At 48.7% G+C, this 25,219-nt stretch carries 21 protein-coding genes; 12 read left to right on the top strand and 9 right to left on the bottom strand.

Features of this window, described 5'->3' with window-relative positions; genetic code table 11:
- Window positions 1-3 precede the first annotated feature (3 nt).
- The 3 genes from E1919_RS08500 to E1919_RS08490 form a co-directional block, all read right to left on the bottom strand.
- Window positions 4-639, bottom strand: a complete 636-nt coding sequence (locus E1919_RS08500) for a peroxiredoxin (protein WP_162052925.1) — start codon at window positions 637-639, stop codon at window positions 4-6.
- Between the two features lie 390 nt (window positions 640-1,029).
- Window positions 1,030-1,923, bottom strand: a complete 894-nt coding sequence (locus E1919_RS08495) for a LysR family transcriptional regulator (RefSeq protein WP_162052924.1) — start codon at window positions 1,921-1,923, stop codon at window positions 1,030-1,032.
- A 57-nt stretch (window positions 1,924-1,980) separates the two neighbouring features.
- Window positions 1,981-2,364, bottom strand: a complete 384-nt coding sequence (locus E1919_RS08490; RefSeq protein ID WP_162052923.1) for a DUF7009 family protein — start codon at window positions 2,362-2,364, stop codon at window positions 1,981-1,983.
- Between the two features lie 181 nt (window positions 2,365-2,545).
- Here E1919_RS08490 and E1919_RS08485 point away from each other — a divergent pair, with 181 nt between their 5' ends.
- From E1919_RS08485 to E1919_RS08455, 7 genes are all read left to right on the top strand, one after another.
- A complete protein-coding gene (locus E1919_RS08485; protein ID WP_162052922.1) occupies window positions 2,546-3,412 on the top strand; it encodes a sugar phosphate isomerase/epimerase family protein in 867 nt (288 codons plus the stop codon).
- Window positions 3,413-3,551: 139 nt separating this feature from the next.
- Entirely contained in the window at window positions 3,552-4,448 is an 897-nt protein-coding gene (locus E1919_RS08480; protein WP_394351751.1) for an alpha/beta hydrolase, read from the top strand.
- A 363-nt stretch (window positions 4,449-4,811) separates the two neighbouring features.
- Window positions 4,812-6,431: a carboxylesterase/lipase family protein gene (locus tag E1919_RS08475; RefSeq protein WP_162052921.1), complete on the top strand. Its 1,620-nt coding sequence runs from the start codon at window positions 4,812-4,814 to the stop codon at window positions 6,429-6,431.
- Between the two features lie 6 nt (window positions 6,432-6,437).
- The gene (locus E1919_RS08470; RefSeq protein ID WP_162052920.1) at window positions 6,438-7,991 is read left to right on the top strand and encodes a carboxylesterase/lipase family protein; all 1,554 of its coding nucleotides are present in this window, start codon (window positions 6,438-6,440) and stop codon (window positions 7,989-7,991) included.
- Window positions 7,992-8,207: 216 nt separating this feature from the next.
- A complete protein-coding gene (locus E1919_RS08465) occupies window positions 8,208-12,296 on the top strand; it encodes a glycosyl hydrolase (RefSeq protein ID WP_162052919.1) in 4,089 nt (1,362 codons plus the stop codon).
- A 257-nt stretch (window positions 12,297-12,553) separates the two neighbouring features.
- Window positions 12,554-14,917 (top strand): glycoside hydrolase family 127 protein, encoded by a 2,364-nt coding sequence (locus E1919_RS08460; RefSeq protein ID WP_162052918.1) that lies wholly within the window; start codon window positions 12,554-12,556, stop codon window positions 14,915-14,917.
- Between the two features lie 124 nt (window positions 14,918-15,041).
- Window positions 15,042-15,917: a glycoside hydrolase family 16 protein gene (locus E1919_RS08455; protein ID WP_237144170.1), complete on the top strand. Its 876-nt coding sequence runs from the start codon at window positions 15,042-15,044 to the stop codon at window positions 15,915-15,917.
- Between the two features lie 129 nt (window positions 15,918-16,046).
- On the opposite strand, the gene E1919_RS08450 is transcribed toward E1919_RS08455, so the two are convergent.
- On the bottom strand, window positions 16,047-16,292 hold the full coding sequence (locus E1919_RS08450) for a hypothetical protein (RefSeq protein ID WP_162052917.1): 246 nt from the start codon (window positions 16,290-16,292) through the stop codon (window positions 16,047-16,049).
- 633 nt (window positions 16,293-16,925) lie between these two features.
- Between E1919_RS08450 and E1919_RS08445 the strand changes: the two genes are divergently transcribed.
- From E1919_RS08445 to E1919_RS08435, 3 genes are all read left to right on the top strand, one after another.
- Window positions 16,926-17,204 carry a hypothetical protein gene (locus E1919_RS08445; RefSeq protein WP_162052916.1) on the top strand — a complete coding sequence of 93 codons (279 nt, stop codon included), beginning with the start codon at window positions 16,926-16,928 and terminating at the stop codon, window positions 17,202-17,204.
- A 168-nt stretch (window positions 17,205-17,372) separates the two neighbouring features.
- Window positions 17,373-17,600: a hypothetical protein gene (locus tag E1919_RS08440; RefSeq protein WP_162052915.1), complete on the top strand. Its 228-nt coding sequence runs from the start codon at window positions 17,373-17,375 to the stop codon at window positions 17,598-17,600.
- Between the two features lie 75 nt (window positions 17,601-17,675).
- Entirely contained in the window at window positions 17,676-18,164 is a 489-nt protein-coding gene (locus E1919_RS08435; protein ID WP_162052914.1) for a DUF4112 domain-containing protein, read from the top strand.
- A 10-nt stretch (window positions 18,165-18,174) separates the two neighbouring features.
- Here the strand turns inward: E1919_RS08435 and uvsE are convergent, their stop codons facing one another.
- The 4 genes from uvsE to E1919_RS08415 all read right to left on the bottom strand — a co-directional run bounded on the left by uvsE (window position 18,175) and on the right by E1919_RS08415 (window position 22,001).
- Entirely contained in the window at window positions 18,175-19,074 is a 900-nt protein-coding gene (gene uvsE, locus E1919_RS08430; RefSeq protein ID WP_162052913.1) for a UV DNA damage repair endonuclease UvsE, read from the bottom strand.
- A 176-nt stretch (window positions 19,075-19,250) separates the two neighbouring features.
- Window positions 19,251-19,883, bottom strand: a complete 633-nt coding sequence (locus E1919_RS08425; RefSeq protein ID WP_162052912.1) for a carboxypeptidase-like regulatory domain-containing protein — start codon at window positions 19,881-19,883, stop codon at window positions 19,251-19,253.
- A 205-nt stretch (window positions 19,884-20,088) separates the two neighbouring features.
- Window positions 20,089-20,592, bottom strand: coding sequence for a hypothetical protein (locus E1919_RS08420; protein ID WP_162052911.1), 504 nt, complete (start codon window positions 20,590-20,592; stop codon window positions 20,089-20,091).
- Between the two features lie 257 nt (window positions 20,593-20,849).
- Window positions 20,850-22,001 carry a metallophosphoesterase gene (locus tag E1919_RS08415; RefSeq protein WP_237144168.1) on the bottom strand — a complete coding sequence of 384 codons (1,152 nt, stop codon included), beginning with the start codon at window positions 21,999-22,001 and terminating at the stop codon, window positions 20,850-20,852.
- A gap of 237 nt (window positions 22,002-22,238) precedes the next feature.
- Here E1919_RS08415 and radC point away from each other — a divergent pair, with 237 nt between their 5' ends.
- Both radC and E1919_RS08405 read left to right on the top strand, forming a co-directional pair.
- Complete coding sequence (gene radC / locus E1919_RS08410) at window positions 22,239-22,961, top strand: RadC family protein (protein WP_237144166.1); 723 nt, start codon at window positions 22,239-22,241, stop codon at window positions 22,959-22,961.
- A gap of 82 nt (window positions 22,962-23,043) precedes the next feature.
- Window positions 23,044-23,448: a four helix bundle protein gene (locus tag E1919_RS08405; RefSeq protein ID WP_162052909.1), complete on the top strand. Its 405-nt coding sequence runs from the start codon at window positions 23,044-23,046 to the stop codon at window positions 23,446-23,448.
- Window positions 23,449-23,464: 16 nt separating this feature from the next.
- On the opposite strand, the gene E1919_RS08400 is transcribed toward E1919_RS08405, so the two are convergent.
- Entirely contained in the window at window positions 23,465-23,665 is a 201-nt protein-coding gene (locus tag E1919_RS08400; protein ID WP_162052986.1) for a YwbE family protein, read from the bottom strand.
- Window positions 23,666-25,219: the final 1,554 nt, after the last annotated feature.

Below are 25,219 nucleotides of genomic sequence, written 5' to 3'. Positions count from 1 at the left end.
AGCTTATTTGTTTGGCTGTGGTGTGTACCGCAGGTATGGCTTTACTATTTTGTGTCCTTTCGGAAATTTTTCTTCCACGTCTTCCTGTTTGATAGAAGGCGAAATGATGACATCCTGGCCTTCCTTCCAATCTGCCGGAGTGGCTACGCTGTAGTTGGCAGTCAGCTGAAGCGAGTCGATTACTCTTAGTATCTCCTGGAAGTTTCTTCCTGTAGAAGCCGGGTAGGTAATATTCGCTTTGACTTTCTTATCAGGGCCAATAAAATAGACGGATCGCACAGTCGCACTGGTAGAAGCGTTCGGGTGGATCATGTTATATAAAGTGGCCACATTTTTATCTACATCGGCGATGATGGGAAATTCGACATTTGTGTTCTGTGTTTCATTGATGTCTTTTACCCATTCATGATGCGAGTCCAATTCATCCACACTAACAGCGATTACTTTTGTGCCTCTTTTAGCGAACTCATCTTTCAACTGGGCGGTACGGCCAAGCTCTGTTGTGCAAACCGGAGTAAAATCCGCAGGGTGAGAATATAGAATTCCCCAGCTGTCTCCCAGCCATTGGTGGTAATCTATATCGCCTTCTGTAGTTTGTGCTGAAAAATTTGGTGCGTCATCTCCGATTCTTAGACTCATAGTGTTATTAATTTATAGGTTGAATATTTATTAGTATTATACTTCAAAGACCTTCTTACAGGTTTTTCATTTTGTACAGACATAAAAGCCATACTTGCCTGCTTCTATTTTCTATGTACATACCCAAAAGTACGGCAGAACAGCAGGCAAGGCCAATCGTAAAAAATGATTTAAGATAACCTGAGGTTATAGTGATAAGAGAAGTAACTGAGAAGAGAACTATAAACTGCTACGCCAGCGAGGATAGCAGGAGGGTGGTAGAAACAAACCAACATATTATCCAGACGCTTGCTAAAGCAACATGAGAGAATACTTCTTCTCTATGTCTACTGCTGTATAGTTGGTAGATTTGGTATAGCAAATAATATATGTAGCTGCTTCTGCCAATAATCAAATATTATGGTTTCGAGCTAGAAAGCGGATCAAAAGAGAAACCAAACCGCTTTCCGGGCCCTGCGGCGTAATAAAGTAAAAATGACGGTGGATCGGCAGCTTTTTGATCTCAATGACTTTGAGCGCTCCGCTTTCCAGCTCTTTCAGAATGGCGTGTATAGATAAAAAAGCGGCGCAGTCGGAGTGCTGCAGGTAAGACTTAATCGCTTCAGTGCTCCCCAATTGCATTTCAATATTCAAATCAGCAAGGCGAATTCCTTTTTGCTTTAGGGCATCCGCAATTACTTCCAACGTGCCGGAGCCTGGCTCTCTGAGTAAAAGGGGGATTTTCCGGAGGTCTTCCGGTTTTACTTCTTCTTTCTTTGCCAGCGGGTTTTTGCTGCTGCACACCAGAACAATTTCATCTTTCAGAAAGGGGGTGTAGTGGATTTCCCTTCGTTTGGATTTTCCCTCCACAACGCCCACTTCTATTTTTTTATCCAGCAGTGCCTGCTCAATCTGCTCGGTATTGCCACTAAGCAGTTCCACTTTCACTTCCTGGTGCATGCTATGAAAACGGGCCAGCATAGGGGGCAATATATATTGGGTGATGGACGTGCTAGATCCCACGTGCAGCACACCCTTCAAAGTGTGGTTCAGTTGGTTTAAATCAAACTCCACCTGCCGGTATATTTCCTGCATGGCTTCTGTATGTTTCAACAGGATCTCTCCGGCAGGAGACAGCAGCACCTTGTTTCCTCTTCTGTCAAAGAGTGCCAGGTTAAACTGGCTTTCCAGCTCCTTGATATGCTTCGTGACGGCAGGCTGGGATATGAGCAGCTCTTCAGCAGCCTTAGTGAAGTTGAGCCTCCTGGCCACTGTATAAAAGACTTTCAGACGGAAATCAAACATGTGCAAGTATAACCATAATCACAGAATCGGTAGCGAAGGCTTGCCAAACTTGTTCGTTCAGCACTTCATGCCCAGGGGATTTGGGAAGGCATCCGATTCATCTTCACGTGGTCTCTCCTGCAGGCATTTAAAGTCTTTCTCTATCAGGATGTACAGGTGCCTTCCTTCTCCAAGCGGCATCTGATCTTCCAGACCAACCCGATCAGTCTGTGCCCACTCTTCGCTTAGCTTTGCCGGGACACGCACCTCAATGTCATTAGAGATAAAAGTGGCTGTCACTACTTCTGCTCCCTCGTCTTTTGTCAAAGAGTAGCGGAGAATTTGCGACGGCGACGGACCTAACTGCGTTGCGGTCATTACCTTGCCTTCCCTGTTAAACTGCTCTACCTCCTGCTGCATGAGCCGCAATCTGAGGGAGTTATCGCTCATTCTAATCTTCATTGTTAGATAACTTTAGACGGAAAGGTACAAAAAAGTTAACACCTAATATGTCATGGAAACCTGTATCATCTTTCAGATAAAGCAGATTTAGTATAAGATTATCCTAAAAAATGTATAGCTTTAGTTACAGTTCATACTGTGGCATTTCTAAATCGGGTCCCACTATAAAACAATTGACTATATGAGAGCTATTTTTTATGTTTTATTTCTATCCCTTTGCGCCTTGCCAGTGTTCAACGCTGAAGCGCAGGAGATTCCAAAGCTGGGCATGATGGCCTCCCTTGACAAGGATAGCCTGCTGTATGCATCTGGTTTCGAAATGCAGGGTGAGTCTGTAGGAAGAATGCTGGGACCTTCCTTAACTGAAGCTGAATTCCAGTCGAACGTGCAGAAAATAAAAGATGCAAAAACAAAATTGTACGTGTGTAATGTCTTTTTCCCCTCCGACCTGAAAATAGCAGGGCCTGAGGTGGATGAGAAAAAGGTGTTGGCCTATGCGGACCAGGTGTTTCAAAGGGCAAAAAAGGCAGGAGTACCCGTGATTGTTTTAGGGAGCGGAGGCGCCAGAAAACTGCCGGAGAACTATGACTACCAAAAAGCGACAAAAGACTTCACTCAACTGGCCCGTAAGATAGGGCAGGTGGCTCAGAAACATGGTATCACGGTCGCTTTGGAAAATTTGAACAGCACAGAAACCAACTTCCTGACCACGCTCGAGGAAGCTGCCGGCGTGGTAAAAGGAGCCAATCACCCGAACTTCAGGCTGAATGCCGACATTTACCACATGATGAAAGAAAATGAGCCACCGCAGCATATCGTAGATGCAGGCAATGTGATTGTGTATGTGGAGATAGCGGAAGAGGAAAACCGAACGCTGCCCGGCGTGGTGGGTGAAGACTTCAGACCTTACTTCCAGGCTTTAAAATCAATTGGGTACAGTGGCCCCTTATTTATTGAGGGGCGCGTGAATAACCCTGAAGTAGAAATCCCCAATGCACATAAGTTCCTGACGCAGCAACTGCAGGAGGTATATGCAGAAAACAAATAGCTGCCAACATAAACCTCAAAACAGGGAAGCAGCAACAGCGTGTATTTCAGTGAATCAAAAAGATTTCTGAGAGATTATTTTTTAACTGAGACACAGCTGTCATAAATACTTACACTGATTCAATATTTAACTCCACGCCATGCCTTTTACCATACCCAGAACTTTACTCATGCTGCTTTGCATTAGTCTCTGCTGGATAGGTTTTTCTGGAACTTCTTTTGCTGCCGAAGTGGACACACTGGAAATCTCCAGTGCGTCGATGCAGAAGAAAGTTAAAGCTGCCGTAGTGGTTCCTGCCGGGTATAAAAAGTCAAAAAAGGCGTACCCGGTGCTTTACCTGCTGCATGGTGGTACTGGCAGTTACCGCGACTGGTTAAGTAAAACGCCGGACAAAATGCTGCTCCACCGTCTGGCTGATGAATATAAACTACTTATCGTTACTCCGGATGCGGGACCTACCAGTTATTACTTCGACAGCCCTTTAGATGCAAGCAGCCAGTACGAAACCTTTATTTCGAAGGAGCTGGTAGAAAAAATAGATAAAACTTACCGCACGGTTCAGGACCGTAAGGGCAGGGTGATAGCCGGCCTTTCCATGGGCGGCCATGGCGCTGTTTATATCTCTGCCAAACATCCGGATATTTTCTGTGCGGCAGGAAGCATGAGTGGGGTTATGGACATTAATACGGCAACCTGGAAAGTGCCCGCTGAGTTTGCAGAACTTCGTGCTTTGAATTTTGCGCGGTTATTAGGACCTCCACAGGGTCAGCCTCATCCATACCCGGCTTACACGGCAGTAGGCCTGACAGACCAGATAAAAGCAAATGATGTGAAGCTGATGATTGACTGTGGCGTGGATGATTTCCTGATAGAAACAAACCGGGAGTTGCACCGCCTTTTACTGGCCAATGAAACGCCTCACGTTTATATAGAAAGACCCGGCGCACATACCTGGGAGTACTGGGGAAATGCGCTGCCCTACCATGTGTTATTCCTGCATAATGTTTTACAGGATAACGGTGTTGCCATTCCTTAATTAGCTCAGGTTAAGTACTGCCAAAACAGGTCGATTTAAATATGGGTAACCCACCCCAGGCAAATCCTCTTAACCTGGAGAGTGCAAAGCTACTTAATGCAGCTGCAGGCTTCATACCATCGGATAAGCAATTCACAATGGTGGCTTAGGCAGAGTTGTATTGCATAAGGTGCTCTTGCGTCTGCACTGTCAGAGGTTAAAGGTTTTCTCGACAGATTCAGAATGACCTCAAAAGATTTCAGGATGTTCATGTGACAGAAAATAATTGCCAGTCTTTCATTGCGTTATTTTGACATAATGAAAAAGATGGTTATTATTAAGTCAGGATAAGGCAAAAGAGCATTTATCTTAAAGCAGAATCATATGAAAAATAAGCTGTTACTCTTCTCTTGTTTTCTATTGCTAGGACCCATGGCGGTAATGGGGCAAAAGAAAGCTGATGCCGTTACACCCATCATAGCCAGCGCCAACCAGGCCATTGCAAACACAGCATATGGGAAAGTGCGCGGCTACATACATCATGGTATTTTCACATATAAAGGGATTCCGTATGCCAGGGCAGAACGGTTTCAGGCTGCTCAGAAGCCAGCATCCTGGGAAGGTGTCCGCAGTTCCATGTCCTACGGTCCTGTTTGCCCTACTGATCCCACTACTACTGTTAATGATGTGTTTGAATTCCCTTTTCAACATAACTGGGGCTACACCAATGAGCATTGCCAGAGCCTGAACGTATGGACACCCCAAATAAATGATGGAAAAAAGCGCCCCGTTATGGTATGGCTGCATGGAGGTGGTTTCACCGCCGGTTCGTCTATAGAACTCCCTTCATATGACGGCAAAAGCCTGGCAACGAAAGGAGATGTGGTGGTGGTAACGGTAAATCACCGCTTGAATGTGCTGGGCTTTCTGGATCTGTCTGCCTACGGTGACAAATACAAAGGTTCGGCTAATGCCGGTTTAACTGACCTGGCCATGGCCCTGCAGTGGGTAAAACAAAATATTGCTGAATTTGGCGGCGACCCGAATAACGTCACCATCTTCGGTCAGTCCGGAGGAGGCGGTAAAGTCACCTCCCTGATGAATGCCCCCCCCGCGAAAGGCTTGTTTCATAAAGCCATTGTGCAAAGCGGCAGCTACATCACAAAATTCACAGATGCCGCCCTGGCCAAACGCGTGAGTGCCGCCCTGTTGGAAGAACTAAAACTACAGCCTAGCCAGGTCGATTCCCTGCAGCATTTACCGTATGATCAGTTGAGCGCTGCCAGCAAAAAAGCCATCGCCAAAGTACAGAGCGACTTGAAAGCTGAAGGAAAGCCTGCCGTTAATATAGGCTGGGGGCCTGTGCTGGATGGTGAATTCCTACCCTACCAGCCAACTGAACCGGCGGCTATTGCGCTTTCTAAAGACATTCCTTTACTAGTAGGCACCACTAAATCTGAATTTGCTCCTTTTAACCCGGGCAACCATGGGTTAAGTATGGAAGTTGCAAAAGCTAACCTGCAGAAAACATACGGCGATAAAACAGAGGCTTATATGGCGGCCGTAAAAAAAGCATATCCTGAAACAGCCAAACCTTCTGATTATGTACTCTTCGATTTCAACTTCCGCTCCTTGGCCATTGAGCAGGCGAGCCAGAAGGCGAAGCATGGCACGGCCCCGGTTTACATGTACCTGTTTACATGGCAGTCACCAGTGTTGGATGGCACCTATAGTTCCATGCACTGCATGGAACTTCCTTTTGTGTTTGATAACATTAGCCGTTGCGAAGAAATGACCGGTGGCGGGAAAGAGGCGCACGCACTGGCGGATAAAATGAGCCGGGCCTGGATAAACTTTGCCAAGTCCGGGAACCCGAACCACAAAGGCCTGCCGAAATGGCCTGAGTACACTGCCGAAAACGGAGCTACTATGCTATTTGATAATGCCAGTGTGGTAAAAAACCACCACGACAAAGAGTTGATACAGGTAGCCACTGCAAAATAGATTCCAATGCAAAGGAGCCTTCACATAATACCCATCGTATTAGCTGTATGTGCTTTCGCCCTGGCCGCTTTTACTTCTTTTATGCCGGTGCCCGAGGTCATAAAAACACAGGCAGGCCAGGTGAGCGGAGTCAGGAACCAGTCCGGCGATGTTGTCAGCTTCAAGGGCATTCCTTTCGCGGCACCACCGGTAGGCGACCTGCGCTGGAAAGCTCCTCAACCTGTAAAACCCTGGGCAGGCGTACGCAAGGCCGAGGCATTTGGTCCCAGCCCGATGCAGGCAGAGCCAGCGCCTTTCAGCATGTGGTCAGAAGAATTCCTGATCCCGAAAGAACCTATCAGTGAAGATTGCCTTTACCTGAACGTATGGACGGGTGCCAAATCAGCTAAAGAGAAGCGGCCGGTGCTGGTCTGGATCTACGGCGGTGGATTTAACAGCGGCGGTAGCGCTGTGCCTATATACGATGGGGAAGCCATGGCGCAAAAAGGGATTGTGTTCGTGAGCATCAATTACCGGGTAGGCCCCTTTGGCTTCTTCGCCCATCCTGAACTTACCAAGGAATCAGGAAAGGGTGCCTCAGGAAATTATGGCCTCATGGACCAGATAGCCGCCTTGCAATGGGTGCAGCAAAACATTGCTGCTTTTGGCGGTGATCCTGCCAATGTCACCATTGCCGGACAGTCGGCAGGTTCCATGAGTGTGAATGCGCTGGTAGCCTCTCCATTGGCAAAAGGGCTCTTCGTTAAAGCAATTGCTCAAAGCGGAGCCAACTTCTCCAGGGGAAGTGCAACCCTGCAAAAGGCAGAAGAGGAGGGGCTTAAAGTGGCGCAGGCCTTTAATGCTTCCTCACTTGCAGCGTTAAGAGACATACCGGCGGCTGAGTTATTGAAGAAAGCACAGGGAACGCGCCCTATCATAGACGGTTATGTGTTGCCTGCTGCCATTCCAGAAGTTTTTGCGGCAGGACAGCAGAACAAGGTAGCCCTGCTAACGGGTTGGAACGAAGATGAAGGACTGCTGTTCGGCCCCATCAAAAGTGCAGAAGATTTCCGGAAAGAGGCAGAAGCGCAATATGGTTCCGAGGCAAGTACCTTCCTGCAGTACTACCCGGGTGCCACAGATGCAGAAGCGGCAGCATCGCAATTGAAATTATCAAGGGACATGGTTTTTGGCGTTCAGAATTACATTTGGGCCAATGTGCAGAGTGAACAGGGAAAGCCTCAGGTATATGTTTACCGTTTTGCCCGAAAGGTTCCGGCAACAGGTGAGTACGTAAAATACGGTGCCTTCCATACCGGTGAGGTACCTTACGCTTATGACAACCTTAAATTTGTAAACCGCCCTTGGGAGCCAGAAGATCATGCCCTTGCAAAGGTAATGTCTGCTTACTGGGTAAATTTTGCTGCTACCGGCAATCCCAATGGCAAAAATCTTCCCCAATGGCCCGCCTATACTACAGGGCAGAAGCAGGTAATGGTTTTAGATAAGAAGGTTGAAGTGAAACCGCTGCCGGACAAAGCAGCGCTGGATTTCCTGTACAGGCAAATGGTAAAACAATGACAATGTACGGCTGGCTATAAGTAGCTTTGTTTATGGACGCTTGATTCTTGGCGCTCACAGGACAGTACAGCATAGTTGCATTATACCTTATTCCTATATTCAGGAGCGCCATAAGCCTTCTGAATAATCGAAACGCAAGGCTTATAGCTGTACCTATAGGTGTAGGTGCACGCGCGCGTCTGAAGCTAACACCTGCACACCCTATCATCAGAACACATGAAAAGAAGAACATTCCTTAAAAATACAAGTGCCGCAGGGCTCCTTACCCTCATCACCCCCGCAGGTATATTCCAGACCCTGCGCCAGAACAGGCAAACAGGTTTAGAAGAGAGCTTTATCACGCCATCGGCGTCGGCCCGGCCTCATACCTGGTGGCACTGGATGAACGGGAATGTAACGAAAGAAGGAATCACTCTTGACCTGGAAGCCATGGAGCGCATTGGTGTGGGCGGCTTTCAGAATTTTGATGCCGGCACCGGTATTGTGGAAGGTCCTGTTAAGTACCTGAGCCCGGAATGGCTCGAACTGAAAACACATGCCATTCGGGAGGCGGATCGGCTGGGTTTAGAGTTCACCATGCATAACTGCCCGGGCTGGTCGTCGAGCGGAGGCCCCTGGATTACACCGGAGCTTTCGATGCTGCAGTTTACCTGGAGCGAGGAAAGTGTTAGAGGTGGCAGAAGAATCAAAAGAACATTGCCCCAACCGTTTACTAACCTGGACCATTACCGGGATGTGGCTGTAGTGGCATACCCTTCGCTTTCGGGTGAGGCTTCGCTGCAGGACCTGGTGAAAAGCATTACCTCCAGTAGTGGCCCTGTTGCGGTAAAGCAGCTGATAGGTGAGGACCCGCAGGGAGTATCTGTTCAGACGGGCGAAGGCGAAAAACCAGGTTACCTGCAGTTTGAGTTTAAGGAGCCATATGAGGTGCGCACCCTTATGCTGGTTGGCTCCCCTGTAGGTGGCGGCGGTTTTGGCGGCGGGCAGGGCGGTGGCTTAACGTTGGAGGCCTCTGACGATGGGGTGCAGTTCCGGCAGGTGGCTGCTATTAATGCAGCGGGTGAAATTGCCCGATCCGCGAAGGAGGCAATGATAATCTCGGAATTTCCCGCCACCAGAGCCAGGTACTTCCGGCTTACATCGCCTGAGACAAGGCAGTATGCGCAGGTGCGGTTTTCCGGCGCTCCCCGCCTGGAAAACTGGCTGAAGAAAGCAAACTACAGGTTCACCGGCGACGGTATTTCGGATATAACAGGTAACACGAATGAGGTGCCGGCCGCGTCCGTCATCAACCGGGACCGCATCATTGACCTCACCTCATTTATGGATAAAAGCGGGCAGCTGAAGTGGAAAGCGCCTGCCGGAAACTGGACTATCCTGCGTATTGGCTTTACCTCTATGGGCACTCTGAACCGCTCTGCCCCCGATGCCGGCGTAGGGCTGGAATGCGATAAGTATAGTGCAGAGGCCATTGAATTCCACTTCAAAAAGATGATGGAAAACCTGTTGCCCTCGCTGCACCCGCTCGCAAAGAAAGGCAAAGTGGGCCTGCTGATTGATAGTTACGAGGTGGGTATGCAGAACTGGACACCTGGGTTTGAGCAGGAATTCCGGAAACGCATGGGCTACGACCTGTTGAAGTACCTGCCTGCTATGACAGGCCGCGTGGTAGGTAGCGTGGAAGAAACAAACCGTTTCCTCTGGGACCTTCGCCGCTCGCAGGCTGACCTGATGGCTGATAACTACTATGGTAAGTTTACCGACCTGTGCCACCAGCACGGCATTATCTCCTATTCGCAGCCTTACGACAGGGGGCCGATGGAGGAAATGCAGATTGGAGCAAGGATGGACATAAATTTGGGTGAGTTCTGGAACAGCCTCTCTTCTATATTCCAGAATAACTGGACCATGCGCAGGACCATGAAGCTGTCTGCCTCCATTGCGCACGTAAACGGGCAGCAGGTAATAGGCGCAGAGGCTTTCACTGGCGAACCTGAGTCTGCCAGGTGGCAGGAATATCCATTTGCTATGAAGGCTTTAGGCGATAAAAAATTTACGGAGGGCCTGAACCGGATTGTTTTCCACCGCTTCGCGCATCAGCCGCATCCTACTGCCAAACCCGGTATGACCATGGGGCCCTGGGGCATTCACTTCGACCGCACCAATACCTGGTGGGAACCAGGCAAGGCGTGGATAAGTTACCTGACCCGCTGCCAGAGCCTGCTGCAGCAGGGGCTGTTTGTGGCAGACCTGGCCTATTTCACCAGCGAGAGCCCCGGCGGGTACACCGTTGTGGACAGGAGTGAACTGAACCCGCCGCCGCCCGAAGGCTATGACTATGACCTGATGGACGCCGAGGTAATCATGAAGCGCGTGAAGGTGGAAAACGGCCGTATCACGCTGCCGGACGGCATGAGTTACAGGGCGTTGGTGCTTCAGGAGCCGAAAGGTATCACACTCGGGCTACTGCGTAAGCTACAGGAACTGGTGAACCAGGGAATGATACTTATAGGGCCTAAACCTGAGTATACGCTGGGGCTGCAGGGTTATCCGGATAATCAGTCTGAATTTGATAGCATTACAGCAAATTTGTGGGGCAATGGCAGCGGCGTAGGCCGGGGCCGGGTGTATGGGAGCCAACCACTGCAGGCAGTGCTGGATGCGCTGGCACTGAAATCGGATTTCCAGGTATCCTCCCGTTCAGGTGATGCCCCCATCACCTATATTCACCGCCGTGTTGATGGTGCAGATATTTATTTCCTGGCTAACCAGAGAAGAAAGCAGGAGGATCTGGTCTGTACTTTCCGTGTGAAGGGTATGCAGCCGGAACTGTGGGATGCCGATACTGGTATGATGACACCGGTGAGTATGTATGAGCAGGTAGGTGATCAGGTGCGCGTGCCGGTGCAGTTAGAGCCTTCCGGCTCGGTATTCGTTGTGTTTCGCACACCAGCCCCGGCGCGGCATGTGCAGGCGGTGTTAAAGGACAATACCCCCTTGCTCAGCACCAAGCCTTTTCTGAAGGAGCCACGGAAGCTTTATAAGGATGTGTCGGGTAACTTCACGATTAGCTTCTGGGCCAAACCTGAATTCAATGTCATGCTCAGCACCCAGAATTTTATGGATAATATCAAAGATCCCTGGACAGACTACTACGCCATTTATCCTCCTTCGGGCGAGACGCAGTACGGTCCGGGGCACGCTACGGCCGGACTCGCGGTAGGCCGCAACGGTGTGGCGGTGTGGGAGCACGGATCGGGTAAGCCGACGCTGGCGCTGGCTGCGCCTGTCTTTATCTCAGGGTGGAGCCACGTGGCACTGGTTTATCAGGATAATGTACCCTCGGTTTATGTGAACGGGAAGTTGGTAGAGAAGGGGAAAGGAAGCGGCGACAAGGTGCATCCGGGAGTGGGGGAGGCTTTCCTGGAGGAGGGAGCCTCCTATTATAATGGAGATATGACGGAGCCGGAGCTTCTGGGTGAGGCTGTGAGTGAAGAGCGTATCCGGCAGTTGTCCATACAAAACGTGCCGGTACGGCAGGAAATACCTTCAGTAGAAATGTTCGGCAGCGGAAAATCCGGGCTGCTCTTCTGGCAGGATGGCCGCTACACGCTGCAGGACAGCGCCGGACGCAGTACTACTGTGCAGGTCTCAGGACTTGGTAAGCAGCAGCAGCAACTGACAGGGCCATGGAAGGTAAACTTTCCGCCAGACCTGGGGGCGCCCGCCAGTGTTACCCTGCCCCAGCTTATGTCCCTGCACCAGCACACTCAGGATGGCGTAAAATATTTCTCCGGCACTGCTACCTACCAAAAAACCTTTGATGTGCCCGCAAACACTGTCTCAGCCGTAAAGAGCAGGGACCAGCGCCTGTTCCTGGACCTGGGGCAGGTGGAAGTGCTGGCACAGGTACTGGTGAACGGAAAAGATTTGGGTATTCTATGGAAGCGGCCTTATCGCGTAGACGTGTCAGATATTGTGAAATCGGGATCGAACAGTGTTGAAATCAGAGTAACAAACCTATGGCCTAACCGCCTGATAGGCGATGAGCAGTTACCGGATGTAGACGATTACACGCCAGGTGCCGGAGGCAGTGGTTTTGCCAGCCTGAGCGGCGGCGCCATAAAGCAGTTGCCGGAATGGTATAAGCAGGGCAAGCCAAAGCCTGACAACGGCAGAGTCGCCTTTACTACCTGGAAACACTACACCAAAGACTCTCCCTTACTGGAGTCTGGCCTGGTAGGACCGGTGGTGTTGCGGACAGCATTGCATGAACTATTAGTTGATTTTATGTTGAAGGAGTGAGGGAACAGGAACGGTGTATAAAATGATTGGAAAGTAATTTAAAATCAGGAGCCGTAGTACCTGAGGGAGTTTACAGGCGTTACTTTATGCGGTGACAAGCGGGAATCTTTTCACAACAAAAGCCATACTTATGGAAAGAGAAATCTCATTTCCATAAGTATGGCTTTTGTTGTATCTTTAAGTGTATAGTTTACATTTTCTATGGTAGCTTGGTTGCCTTGGGCAATGATGTACACACCTCTTAAATTATTTAAAAGATGAAGATGCGGTTTCTGAGTTATATCCTTTTATTTCTGGTACCAGTTGTTGGTTACAGCCAAACCAGCCAACTGAAAACCTTTCCTCTTTCTTCTGTTGCTTTGCTGGAAAGCCCTTTTAAGCAGGCGCAGCAGACAGATATGGCATACATCCTGGAACTGGACCCGGACAGGCTGCTGGCGCCTTACCTGCGGGAGGCTGTGATAGAGCCCAAAGCAAAGTCTTATGGCAACTGGGAAAACACAGGGCTTGACGGCCACATAGGCGGCCATTACCTTACGGCACTGTCCCTGATGTATGCTGCTACAGGTAACAAGGAACTCCTGCAAAGGCTCAACTACATGGTGGACCAGTTGGAAACCTGCCAGCAAAAAAACGGGAACGGCTATGTAGGGGGTGTTCCGGGTGGCGAAGTGATGTGGCAGGAAATTGCGAAAGGAAACATCGATGCCGAAACATTCTCCCTGAACGATAAGTGGGTACCCTGGTATAACATACATAAAATTTACGCTGGATTGCGTGACGCTTACTTATTTGCAGGAAACGAAAAAGCAAAAGAAATGCTGGTCAAGCTTTCCGATTGGAGCCTGACGCTAACGGCTGACCTCTCGGATGAGCAAATGCAGGACATGCTGCGCAGTGAGCACGGTGGCATGAACGAAGTGTTTGCGGATGTGGCAGAAATCACCGGTAACAGGAAATATCTGGAGCTTGCCCGCCGATTCTCCCATCGTTCCATACTTGATCCGCTGCTGGCTGAAAAGGACCAGTTAAACGGCTTGCACGCCAATACACAGATACCGAAAGTAATCGGGTACAAGCGAGTGGCCGAGGTAGCCGGTGACCAACCATGGGCAGATGCTGCGGCATTCTTCTGGGATGAAGTAGTCGATAACAGAACAGTATCTATTGGTGGTAACAGCGTAAGGGAGCATTTTCACCCATCCAGTGATTTTTCCTCAATGGTAGAGTCGAAAGAAGGACCGGAGACATGCAACACGTATAACATGCTGAAACTAACGAAGCAACTGTATTTGTCGAGTGCCTCGTCTGCCTACATCGATTATTACGAGCGGGGCCTGTACAACCACATCCTTTCTTCGCAGCACCCTACAAGGGGCGGCTTTGTGTATTTCACGCCAATGCGGCCAAGGCATTACCGGGTGTATTCGCAGCCGGAAGAGGCTTTCTGGTGCTGTGTCGGCTCAGGGCTGGAAAACCATGGCAAGTATGGGGAGCTTATTTACGCTCATAACGACAGAGACCTTTTTGTGAACCTGTTTATTCCATCCAGCCTTCACTGGAAAGAGCGGGGAGTAGAGGTAACACAGCGCACCAGTTTTCCTTTTGAGGAAGCATCCGAAATAAAACTAAGCCTGAAAAAGCCACAGAAGTTTGCCCTGCATATCCGGCGCCCGGATTGGGTAGAAAAAGATGGGCTGAAGGTGCGTGTAAATAACAAGGAGGTGAAGGTAAAATCAGCAGCCTCTTCTTACGTAACAGTGGAGCGGAAATGGAAATCAGGCGATGTCGTTTCCATCACGCTGCCCATGGAAACGAAGGCTGAGTACCTGCCTGATAATTCGCCCTGGGTGTCTTTTGTGCATGGCCCAATCGTGCTGGCCGCCGCCACAGACACAGCAGACCTGGAGGGGCTTATAGCTGATGACAGTCGCATGGGGCACATTGCCGACGGCCCGACCTATTCTATAGAAGAAGCCCCTGTGCTGATGCTTGAGGGCAACAACCTGGCGGCAAGCTTAAAACCGGTGGCAGGAAAATCCCTGACTTTCACGGCCTCCAGCCTTATTTCTTCTGACAGATATAAACATGTGGAGTTGGTGCCTTTTTTCCAGGTGCACGACACACGCTATATGCTGTACTGGCCTGTATCCAGCCCCGAAGAGTTGGAGGCCAGAAAGAAAAAGCTGCGCGAAGAGGAAGAAGCAAGAATGTCCCTGGAAGCCATTACCATTGACCAGGTAGCGCCGGGAGAGCAGCAACCGGAGTCGGATCACAATTACCGGGGAGAGAAAACTGAATCAGGTGTGCACCGAGACCGGCACTGGCGCCATGCCAGCGGCTGGTTCAGTTACGACCTCAAGGATACAAAAAAAGAAGCCCGTAAGCTGCGTGTGACGTATTTCGGACTCGATAAAGATCGGCATTTTGAGATTTATATAAATGGTTCGCTCCTGAAGTCTGTGAGCCTGGATGGTGCAATGGGAGATATGTTTTTTGAAGCGGACTATACCATCCCCGAGGAGCTTGTTAAGGCATCAAATGGGGTCTTAGAGGTGAAATTTGCTGCGAAGGAAGGTTCTGTTGCAGGAGGAGTATATGGCGTTCGCCTATTAAGGTAATTTGTCTATATTTATTAGAGCTTGGAATCTGCCATACATTTCTTGTTCGCAAGCTGAAGGCAGGCGAAGGACCTAATCTTTGAAGTAATCTTATTTGTGTCGGTTTTACTACACCCTCTCAGCAATGAAAAAAACGTTATTCCCACCTACTACCCGAAGTAAAATGTATCAGCATGTTTTATTGTTGAGCACAGCTTTGCTTGCGATGCTTTGCAGTTGTAAAACACAAACTACTGCTCCGGCAACGTCCCAATACGAGAAAGAATGGTCATTTGAAAGCGTACCGGTCTGGGCTGATGAATTTGAGTATACCGGTCAGCCAGACTCTACTAAGTGGGGGTATGACACAGGTGGAGGTGGCTGGGGGAATAATGAGCTGCAATACTATACCGATAGCAGCAGCAACTCCTATGTGTCAGATGGTACATTGATGATTACAGCCCGCAAAGAAAATTACAAGGGCAGAGAGTATACGTCTGCCAGATTGGTTTCTAAAGACAAGGGCGACTTTCTGTATGGCAGGTTCGAAATCAGGGCAAAGCTTCCAACAGGCAAAGGCACCTGGCCCGCCCTTTGGATGCTGCCAACCGATTGGGCTTATGGCGGCTGGCCAAAATCCGGAGAGATAGACATTATGGAGCATGTTGGCTTTGACCAGAATAAAGTGCACGTCACCGTACATACCGAAGCTTATAACCATAGTCAGGGCACCCAGAAAGGGCAAAGCAAAGTAGTGGAAACAGCCAGCACGGAGTTTCACCTGTACCGTGTTGACTGGACGCCTGTCGCTGTGAAAGGTTATATTGACGACCAGCAAGTCTTTGAATTTCCGAATGAGGGTAAGGGCCCCAGTGTCTGGCCTTTCGACAAGCGGTTCCATCTCCTGATGAACATTGCAGTAGGAGGTAACTGGGGTGGAGCAGCAGGTGTTGACCCTTCTGTATTTCCGCAGTCGATGGAAGTTGATTATGTGCGGGTGTATGAAATGAATGAGAAGTAATCAGCTTATTAGGTAGCCTGTTACTTCCGGAAAACCTGACGACGGTGGTAATTCTGACAATTTGGTATACCTGATTTGCCTTTGGAACTTCACCGCTGAGGACAGGCTTAGGTCCTTGAAAGCTAATAATTACATGATGTCGGAAAGCTTTATCATAGCTAAGTAAGGTTCCAGCGCTATTCTATCTTTGAGACCGCGCACAAGTACGAACTCGTGTCTTCTTGGCTCATACCACATTTCAGCAAAAAACTGGTTGATGTAGTACAAACTAATGATGTACTGCGACCTATGCCGGATTGCCAAGAAAGTACCATGCTCCATCACAATGCCTGCCCGCTGCTCCAGTGGTCTCCTGTTAAACTGGTATAGATCCATAAAGTATACGAAACTTGTTCCTGTAGATAACGCTTCTGCAGTGCAGAAAATTGGAAGATAGGCTTTTAACTGCTCCTTAATTATCACGGTTCTCTGAAATAAAAGAAACAGCATGTGAGTCCTTAGTCTAGCCATTGTAACTGAGCGCTTGTGAATGCTGCCGGTAAGAAACACAGTTTGATATGATCAGGTAATACTTTTAAAGCTAAAGCGGGAAAAACTGATTTCAGTGTACAGCTTACATAGAGAGCGAACAGAGATATGTCTTTTTCTGTGATGGAGAATTGTTTTTACTCATTATTTAAACCTTTCTATATAGATGGCAGTATATGGATGCAGAATATCTGTTAATTTAGATAATAAGGTTGATTGAAAGGCCCGTAGAGTGAACGCTACGGGCCTTAATCTTTTTAAACCACTCCAACTGATGCCATACAAATATCCACTCCTTATGCCGTAACTGCATATAAGCTGTTCGTTCCTCTATCCAGAATAGTACAGCTGTTCATTTGCTATTTGTTAGGAGCAGGAAGGGTAGAGGGGAACCAACTCAATTAAAATTCAGAAAGACACAACAACAGGTGCATTGATATACATTTTCAGCTATATTGTACCTCCATCAAGCATCTGTTTATGAAATTAAGTTTATTGAAAGGATTCATTATGCTATCTGCCATTGTGCTCATAGCTTCCTGCTCCAGTTCCCAAAAATATCCCTCCCGAACAGGGAAAGTCATCATCCTGAAAGAGAGTAAAGCAACAGGAAAAGACAACGGCTTGCACAAGGGCTGGAGCAAAAATACGAATAACCCGCATCACCCGCGAACCACTAACCCAGGGCATACAAAGTCAAAGCCTGGCAAAGGAAAAGCTGTGAAGGGTGGCAAGGCAGCCAAAGGCAAAAAAAAGTGAGTCGCTTATAAATCCTCGAAGAGCCACAGAAGCTGTAACGTAGCTTCTGTGGCTCTTTTTGTTTGTTTATAGACTCTATTTGGCTTTTTCCAGTAAAATTTAATACTTTTATGTTCGTTTTGCGTTAGGCTTTTCTGAGAATCAAAACAATTAAAGAGTAAAGTATATATGAACATTTCTAAGCAGTTCCTGATGGTGTTGGTGGTGGCGTTGTTAACCTTTTCCTGCTCACCCCTCAGAGGAAAAAAAGCAATAGTGGTAAATGATGACGGACGAAGCATGCGCTATAACAATGGCCGCGCAGAAGGCAACACCAAAAGGTGGAATAGCACCAGAAGCCTAGGCAAACAACAAAAGAAAAGAAACAAAGCCTTTAGAAAGAGGAGAAGAAACTAAGGCAGACTGCACTGGCAGGCTTTTATAGAATGCCTGAAATTGCACCTTTCGACTGCTGCTGCCGTATAAGCGCTTATGGCACATGAAAACCTGCGCTACACCCGCACGCCGCAAACAGAGCGACTGAAATGGGTGAACTATATGGCGCGTATGATGGACAACCAGTTTACGTTTCCAGGCACCAAGTTCCGCTTTGGCTTAGACCCAATTTTGGGTTTGCTGCCCGTAGCTGGTGATCTGGCTTCTTTTGCTATGTCTGCTACGATCATACTGACGATAGCACGCCACGGAGCCAGCGGCAAGTTAGTCGTGCTCATGCTCATTAACCTGGCCATAGATACCGTTGTCGGTAGTGTGCCCATACTGGGTAATATCTTTGACTTTGCCTTTAAAGCCAACGAACGTAATGTACGGCTCCTGCATCGCCATTATGAAGAAGGGAAGTACCAGGGCAGCGGCAAAGGTATTCTCATCATGGCTATTGTTAGTATACTAGTTGTGCTGATGCTACTGCTGTGGGCGATGTGGGAACTGATAGAATGGCTGTACCAGCTTATTTTCTAAAACATACGCTTTAAGCGTGCACACGCCCCAATGTTCTGGCTAAGGCAATTGCTCTCAGAGCACTTTCCTCCTTATCTTTTATTTCCAGCATAATGTCCATGTCCAGACCTTCGGTTTCAGCCAGGAAGTCGTGGAAAAGCTGCTCCTGTATGCTTTGCACGTGTTTGCCTTTGCGCTCGTTCGGTGCCTGTGAGGAGTAATCCATCATCAGAATGCCGTCACGTTCCGGCTGCCAGGTGCTGGCGGCCATTTGCACCGCCTCACGCATAGGCTCTCCGTTGTTCACGCATTCGTGGTGGAAATTATCGAAAATAATGGGCATACCTGTTTCTTCATGCAGTTGCAGGCAGTCCTGTAGCGAATAGGTGCGGTCATCATTCTCCACGCAGAGACGGGACTTTACAGCTTCAGGCAGCAGGGAGTGATACACTTCTGCAAAACGCTGTATAGCGGAAGGCTTGTCGCCATAGGCGCCGCCGCCGTGTATCTGGAGCTTCGCCGTGGAGTCGAGCCCCATTAAGTCCAGTATGGTTGCCTGGTACAGCAGTTCTGCCACGCTGTTCTTCACCGTCTGCTCGTTAGGCGAGTTGAGCACCACAAACTGATCAGGGTGCATGGAGATGCGCATGTTGTTGTTCTTTATATAACTGCCCAGCTTCCGGAAGGTCATCTTGAAATGCTCCTGCCAGTTATACTTGTTCACCTCATGCGAGGCGAAGGGTACTAGGTCAGACGAAAGCCGGAAAAAGAAGAGGCCGTGCTGCACGTTATACTCCAGGATGCGGTGCAGACAGGCCAGGTTTTGCTCCACCGTCTCTATCAGGCGCTCTTCGGAGTAGGAGGCGAGCCGAAAAGTGCGGGAGGAGCTACAGTCGAGGGTGTTGTTCATACAAGGGTATCCGATCTTCATGCAGGTAGTTTTAGCTATACATATACACTAACCTACGGAGCACGCCCTTGTTTAGCTGCTTTTCGCGGTAACCGGTGTCTTCTTTAAAGAAGCAGACAAGGCCAGACTGAAGTCTTCTGCAGGACTATCACACGCTTCTGAAAACAGCAAAGCCTGCATTAGCTGCAGGCTTTCTTTTATTCGTATCCTCTGTTGTCTTTAAAAAAGCGATTGTAGTCTTCTTCTTCCTTTCGCCTGCGCTCCAACTCCTCTAGTTGTTTCAGTTCTTCCAGTTTGCGGCGCTCTTTGCCTTCTTTGGAGAACATGTCATACATCAGGCCGATGGGGCTGGCGATAGTGGGCGCTGGCGCTGGCGGTGGGGGAGGCGGCTCTAAACCGGGTATGTAGCCTGGCTTCTTCGTCTGGCTTGCCTGCCCCCGCTTCATGTTGCGCAGTGCCCGGTCAATCATTTCCTGCGAAGGGCGGCTGGTAACCTCTACCTCGCCTAACATGATACTGTCTTCCTGCAGCACAATGTTCACGCGCAGCTCAGAAACGGGTAGTTTGCTAGGCAAGTATAAAAGCGGCTTAAATCCGACAGCGCGTATAAGTAAAGTGTCACTCTGTGACACATCTATTTTAAACTGCCCCTGCTCATCTGACAGTACACCGAGACTCGTGCTCACCTTTACAATAGTTGCCCCTGGTACAGGGGTTGTACGATCTGGCTCCACCACTGTGCCGCTCAGTCTGATGCTCTTTTGAGCGTGCGCAGGTATGCAGCACAGGAGCAGAAAAGCACAAATAGAAACGAATAAGTATCGGAGCATGTAATAATTTGAAGCCGTAGCAGCGGTTGGATATATGGATTAATACGAATGAGCAGCCCAAATAGTATGCCAGCCTATGGTAATCAAAAATATGGCAGACCGGCAACCACATAAAAGTAAAGAAAATAGCTAAATCAACAAAAGCCTGTAGCCGCGCGCGCTACAGGCTTTTGTTGATTTAGCTATTTTCAATAAGGTAAAGTCCTTACATTCCGGAGCCGGCAGCGTTGTTGTTCTGTGTCATCTCATTATAATTTGCTCGGTTTTGCTCATATGTTCTATACTGTTCCGGACTCAGTATTTCTCTTATCCGCTGGTCTGTTTCAGTGTCTATACGTTGTAGTTCTGCATCCGTATTCTCTATTGGTCCTTCTGCTTGCATTGAGCGCTGCATTTCACTTAACTGTCTGCTACGGTCGTAGTAAACTCGCACCATCTGCGCGGCTATCACGGTGTCTACACCTAAATCTGCCGTTAGCCGGTTGGAGAGTTCTTCCGTGCTAAAGCCATACATCTGGTCGGCTTCAGGACTTGATGGTGGTAACCCGCCTGGTTCTCTGTCACCGTATCCTCTGATGTGGCTTGGGTCTACGTTTTCGTCTTCGTTTGAATCTTCCACTTCCGTCGTGGTGCCTCTGTCTTCGGTGCAGGAGGTAGCAGTGAACATGATGGTACTTAAAGCGAATATGGAATAAAGTATCTTTTTCATGGTTTCATTTTGTCAGTTAAATTAACGTCGCACCCTGTCAGGGTACCCTAGGTTTTACGAACCGGGCCTAAACTGGTTAAGGACTTTGCTTAGACGAAGCTGGTATCGTGTTAGATGATGCAGAAAATAGTTACTGGTGCAGCAAAGCAGGCAAAGTATACAGGACTGTTGTGAGTGGATAAGAAAGTCCATTACGCTATAAAACAGCAGCGCCAGCTTACAAGGCTGGCGCTGCTGTTTTATAGCGTAATATCCGGTTAAGCTTTCTTCAGCTCAAAAACGGTTATCTCTGGTAAAAAGCCGACACGACCCGGATAGCCAAGGAAGCCAAGGCCTGTATTGACGTACAGGTGCTGTCGGCCTTTTTTGTAGAGGCCAGACCATTGCTCATACACATACTGTACCGGGCTCCACTTCCAGCCCGGAATGTTTACGCCAAACTGCATACCGTGCGTGTGCCCGGCAAGTGTCAGGTCGATGTCGTCATACTTTTTGTTGATTTCACCGTCCCAATGCGAAGGGTCATGCGAAAGAAGCACTTTGAACGGAGAATCCTCAGTGCCCTTGTATGCCTGCTCCAGGCGGCCGTATTTCGGGAAGCCTGCGCGGTTACCCCAGTTTTCCACACCTAACACGGCTATCTTTTCCCCGTCTTTCTCTATGATGCGGTTCTCGTTCATGAGAATCTGCCAACCCATCTTACCGTGGCTGTCAATCAGGTTCTGCAGGTTCTCCCGCTTGGCTTCTGCGCTTGGCCAGGCTACATAGTCGCCGTAGTCGTGGTTGCCCAGTACGGAGAAAACGCCTGTCTTTGCCTTTATCTCTTTTAGAGTGTCTATGTGTTGCTGCACCTCCACCGCCATGTTATTTACGAGGTCCCCGGTAAAGAACACCAGGTCGGCCTCCTGCTGGTTAATCAGCTTCACAGCTTCTTTCAAAGGTTCCGTAGAGTTAAAGCTACCTGTGTGCAAATCAGAAATCTGCAACATTATATAGCCATCAAAAGCCTGTGGCAGGTTTGGTAAACGAAGTGTCACACGCTTCACCTGGTAATCGTAAGCCCCTTTCACCATGCCATAAATGAAGGCTGAGAAAGGAACGGCTGCCACCAGAAGTCCCATCTGGTTCAGGAACTTGCTGCGCGAAGGGTCAAATTCCGTTGTGCCGTTGGCATTGTTGAGCGCAATTTTGCCCATGCGCACAGTATCGTCTACAAACAGGAACAGCACCACCACCAGCTTAGAGGCAAAAATGATGAAGAGTGTGCTCGCCAGGTATGTTTTAAAAGCATCGGGCGGTGTTCCACGTGTGGCAGAGGCAAGGGCGAAAGTGCCTGCCGTTATAGCAAATACAGCCCAATGCAAAAAGTATATTATCTTCTGTGTTGTGGGAGCCAGGTTCTGTGTCACAGTCTTTATAGCCTGAAACACATAAAGGTCTATCACGAAAAGGAGGAATACTATTATTCCGATTGAAAGCATACTACGTCTCATATAGAAAGCAAAACTGCATATTAGCAGGCTGAAACCCGCTGCGGTTTTATATCAAAACAAATTAGGATTAAAATTACATCTATCTGTGCTGAACTTATTTTAGTAGAAAGTTCTTTCACTGACATCTCCTGACTATCAAAATCTATACCGCAAGTGGAAGAAACCGAAAGCATTTTTATAGCACCTTACCAGCAGCCGCTCAACATCAAAACATGGGCGGAGGAAGACCGCCCCCGCGAGAAACTTTTAATGAAAGGCAAGGCTGCGCTAAGCGATGCGGAGCTTATTGCCATCCTCATAGGCTCCGGCACGCCGAAGCTGACGGCGGTAGATGTGGCAAAGCTCATACTATCAGCTATAGGCAACGACCTGAACGAACTGGCCAAGCTGACAGTGAAGGACCTGACAAAGCATAAGGGAATAGGAGAAGCCAAGGCCATTGCTATTGTCAGCGCATTGGAGCTGGGCCGTCGCCGCAAAGAAACCGCCGCCGCTGCGAAAACCCGCATCACCTGTTCCACGGATATCTACAACTATATGAAGCCGCAACTGCTGGACCTGCCCCACGAGGAGTTTTGGATTATACTGCTTAACAGAGCTAATGTGGTCATGAAGAAGGAAAGCATCAGTTCCGGCGGTGTGGCTGGTACGGTGGCAGACCCGAAAATGATTTTCAAGAAAGCAATAGAACAGCTGGCTAGTTCTATTATCCTAGTGCACAACCACCCCAGCGGCAACATCAAGCCCAGCACAGCCGATATCTCTCTGACCAAAAAAATGAAAGAAGCCGGCCAGTTCCTCGACCTCCCCGTGCTCGACCACATCATTTTCACCGACAACGACTACTACAGCTTCGCAGATGAGGGAATTTTGTGAGTTTGGGAGTTAGAGAATATAGGAGTTAGAGAGTCTCTGAAGTTAAAAAGTTAGAGGGTTAGAGAGTTGAAAATATAAGTTTATGAGTGAAGTGAGAGTGAGTAATTTCGCTTTTGGAGAGGTGTTTAAGAAAAGGACGAAAATGTTTGCACTACGTGTGATTAAACTATTTAAGACGCTGCCAAACAAGGCAGATGCGCAAATCCTAGGAAAGCAGTTGCTTCGCGCATCAACTTCCGTTGCGGCAAATTACCGCGCAGCTTGCCGCGCAAGGTCTGCGGCGGAGTTTACTGCTAAAATCGGTATCGCGGTAGAAGAAGCGGATGAGTCCCTCTTTTGGCTTGAGATGCTGGAAGAATCTCAGATTGTAAAAGCGGACCTACTGGTAAGTTTGAAGCAAGAAGCCGATGAAATAACGGCTATTCTTACCAAAACCAGAAAGTCATCGCAAATAAAAAAAACAACTCCCAAACCCTCTAACTCCTAAACTCTCTAACTTAATATCACTCTTCCTCCAATATCTCCTTCACTCTTCCTACTTCGCCGGTTTCCAACCTTACTTTAATGCCATGCGGATGCGCGGGAGAATTAGTGAGAATTTTGTCTACGTAGCCTTCTGTTAGTTCTCCGGAGCGCTGGTCCTCCTTCAGGACGATGTTGACACGCAGGCCAGGTTTAATGTTTGAGCGTTTTGTTCCGTCCATTTTTAAGGTATAGTATAGCAATGATTGGTAAATAATAGGTTCAGTGTATTCTGCAGCGCCTATGTCCGGCTGCTCTCCCTGTGCTAAAGGGTTCTTGAAGAAATCATGTGTTGCAGGTGATACCGGCAAGGTATCCTGCAGGTTTACACCTTTGTCTATAAGGGGAGAGTGCGGCTCCAGCCGGTAAGCTGTCAGCTTTGCCAGGTCAAGTGGGTAGCCGAGTGTTTTACCGTTGCCCGGTTCCTTCAGGCCCGGATCTGCTGTTAACACGACCATCTCCTCCTCGTTAGGCATTAGCTTGTAGTTTTCTTTAAATGCCACCAGACTCGTGAAGACAGTATCGCCCCATTGAATCAAAGGTTCACTGTTATGGCTGTAAAAGAAGTTGTTGCTAAACGCCAATTGGTTGGTGGTGTCAGTGGCTTCTATGAGGGCGGCTCCGTTAACAGTGTAAAAGATATTGTTGTGAAATGAGATGTTGCGGTGGTTGGCACTCATAATACGGAGGCCACCGCCGGTAGGTGCAAATCGCCTGTCGGCATAGATGGTGTTGTTATATACAAGTAAGTCCTGATTTCCCCCATTGTTGTTTTTGTCTGCAACCCATAGGGTAATTCCTTTATAGTTGTTTTTTCTGCCGTCGTTCTCAGATATGTTGTAGCGCACTACATTGTTAACCATAGGGCGTGCCCACTCAAACTGCGCCACCAGGTAACCGGGCCCGTCATTGTCGTGGGAGTAATTGTACTGCATCACAGAGTTAGTAATACCGCCATCCAGGTCGAAGCCGCCGCCGTCGCAGCCGCGGCCTGCGCTCATGTTATAGACTTCGTTAAACTGGATAGTCACCTTGTTTGCATCCCAGGCCCAAATGCCGACAGGCCCGCCGCAATGCAGATTGTTCATGCCGCTGGTGTGCACCACACAGTGCTCTATGGTGGCGGTGTCAACATCAGAGATCACGATGCCGCTGCCGCTGTGGTTATCCGGAAGGGGCAAGCCAAACACCCGGTATACGTGGCAATTACCCACATAAATGTTCTGATGAGAATAGCCCTGTTTTTGCTGATTGAATTGGCCCCAGCTGTTGATGCCTTCAGAGCCAATATCATGTACAATGGCACGCGTAATCCTTACATCGCTGAAGCCGCTGTTGCCGTTGTTGCTTCCGATAGATATGCCCGCTTTCATGAAGCCCTGCACTTCCACATCATCAATATAAACATGCTGTAGCTTAACGTCACCGGGGAGGTCGTTGTAGAAGAGAATGCCATGATCCTTGTTCTGGGCATAGCCGCTGCCTGTGAAGGCAAGGCTGCGCACCTCAATGCCGCCTATGTTGTGCGCATAAAGGCCGTAGCTGGTGTCTGCAGCTATCACGGCTTTCCCTGTGCCCCAGGAGGTGATGATGATAGGAGTGCTGGATGTGCCGGATGTATCTATGTTCCCCTGGTGGAAGTATAAGTTACCGGTAAAAGTAGCACCACCTTTGAAAAGAATGGAGTCGCCGGCACTGAAACGGATGCTGTTCAGCCTGCTGATGCTTTGCCAGGG

The organism is Pontibacter pamirensis, from assembly GCF_010015475.1.
Classification (GTDB): domain Bacteria; phylum Bacteroidota; class Bacteroidia; order Cytophagales; family Hymenobacteraceae; genus Pontibacter; species Pontibacter pamirensis.
Note: the sequence above shows the minus strand (reverse complement) of the source record. Positions and strands in the feature narration are given on the sequence as shown.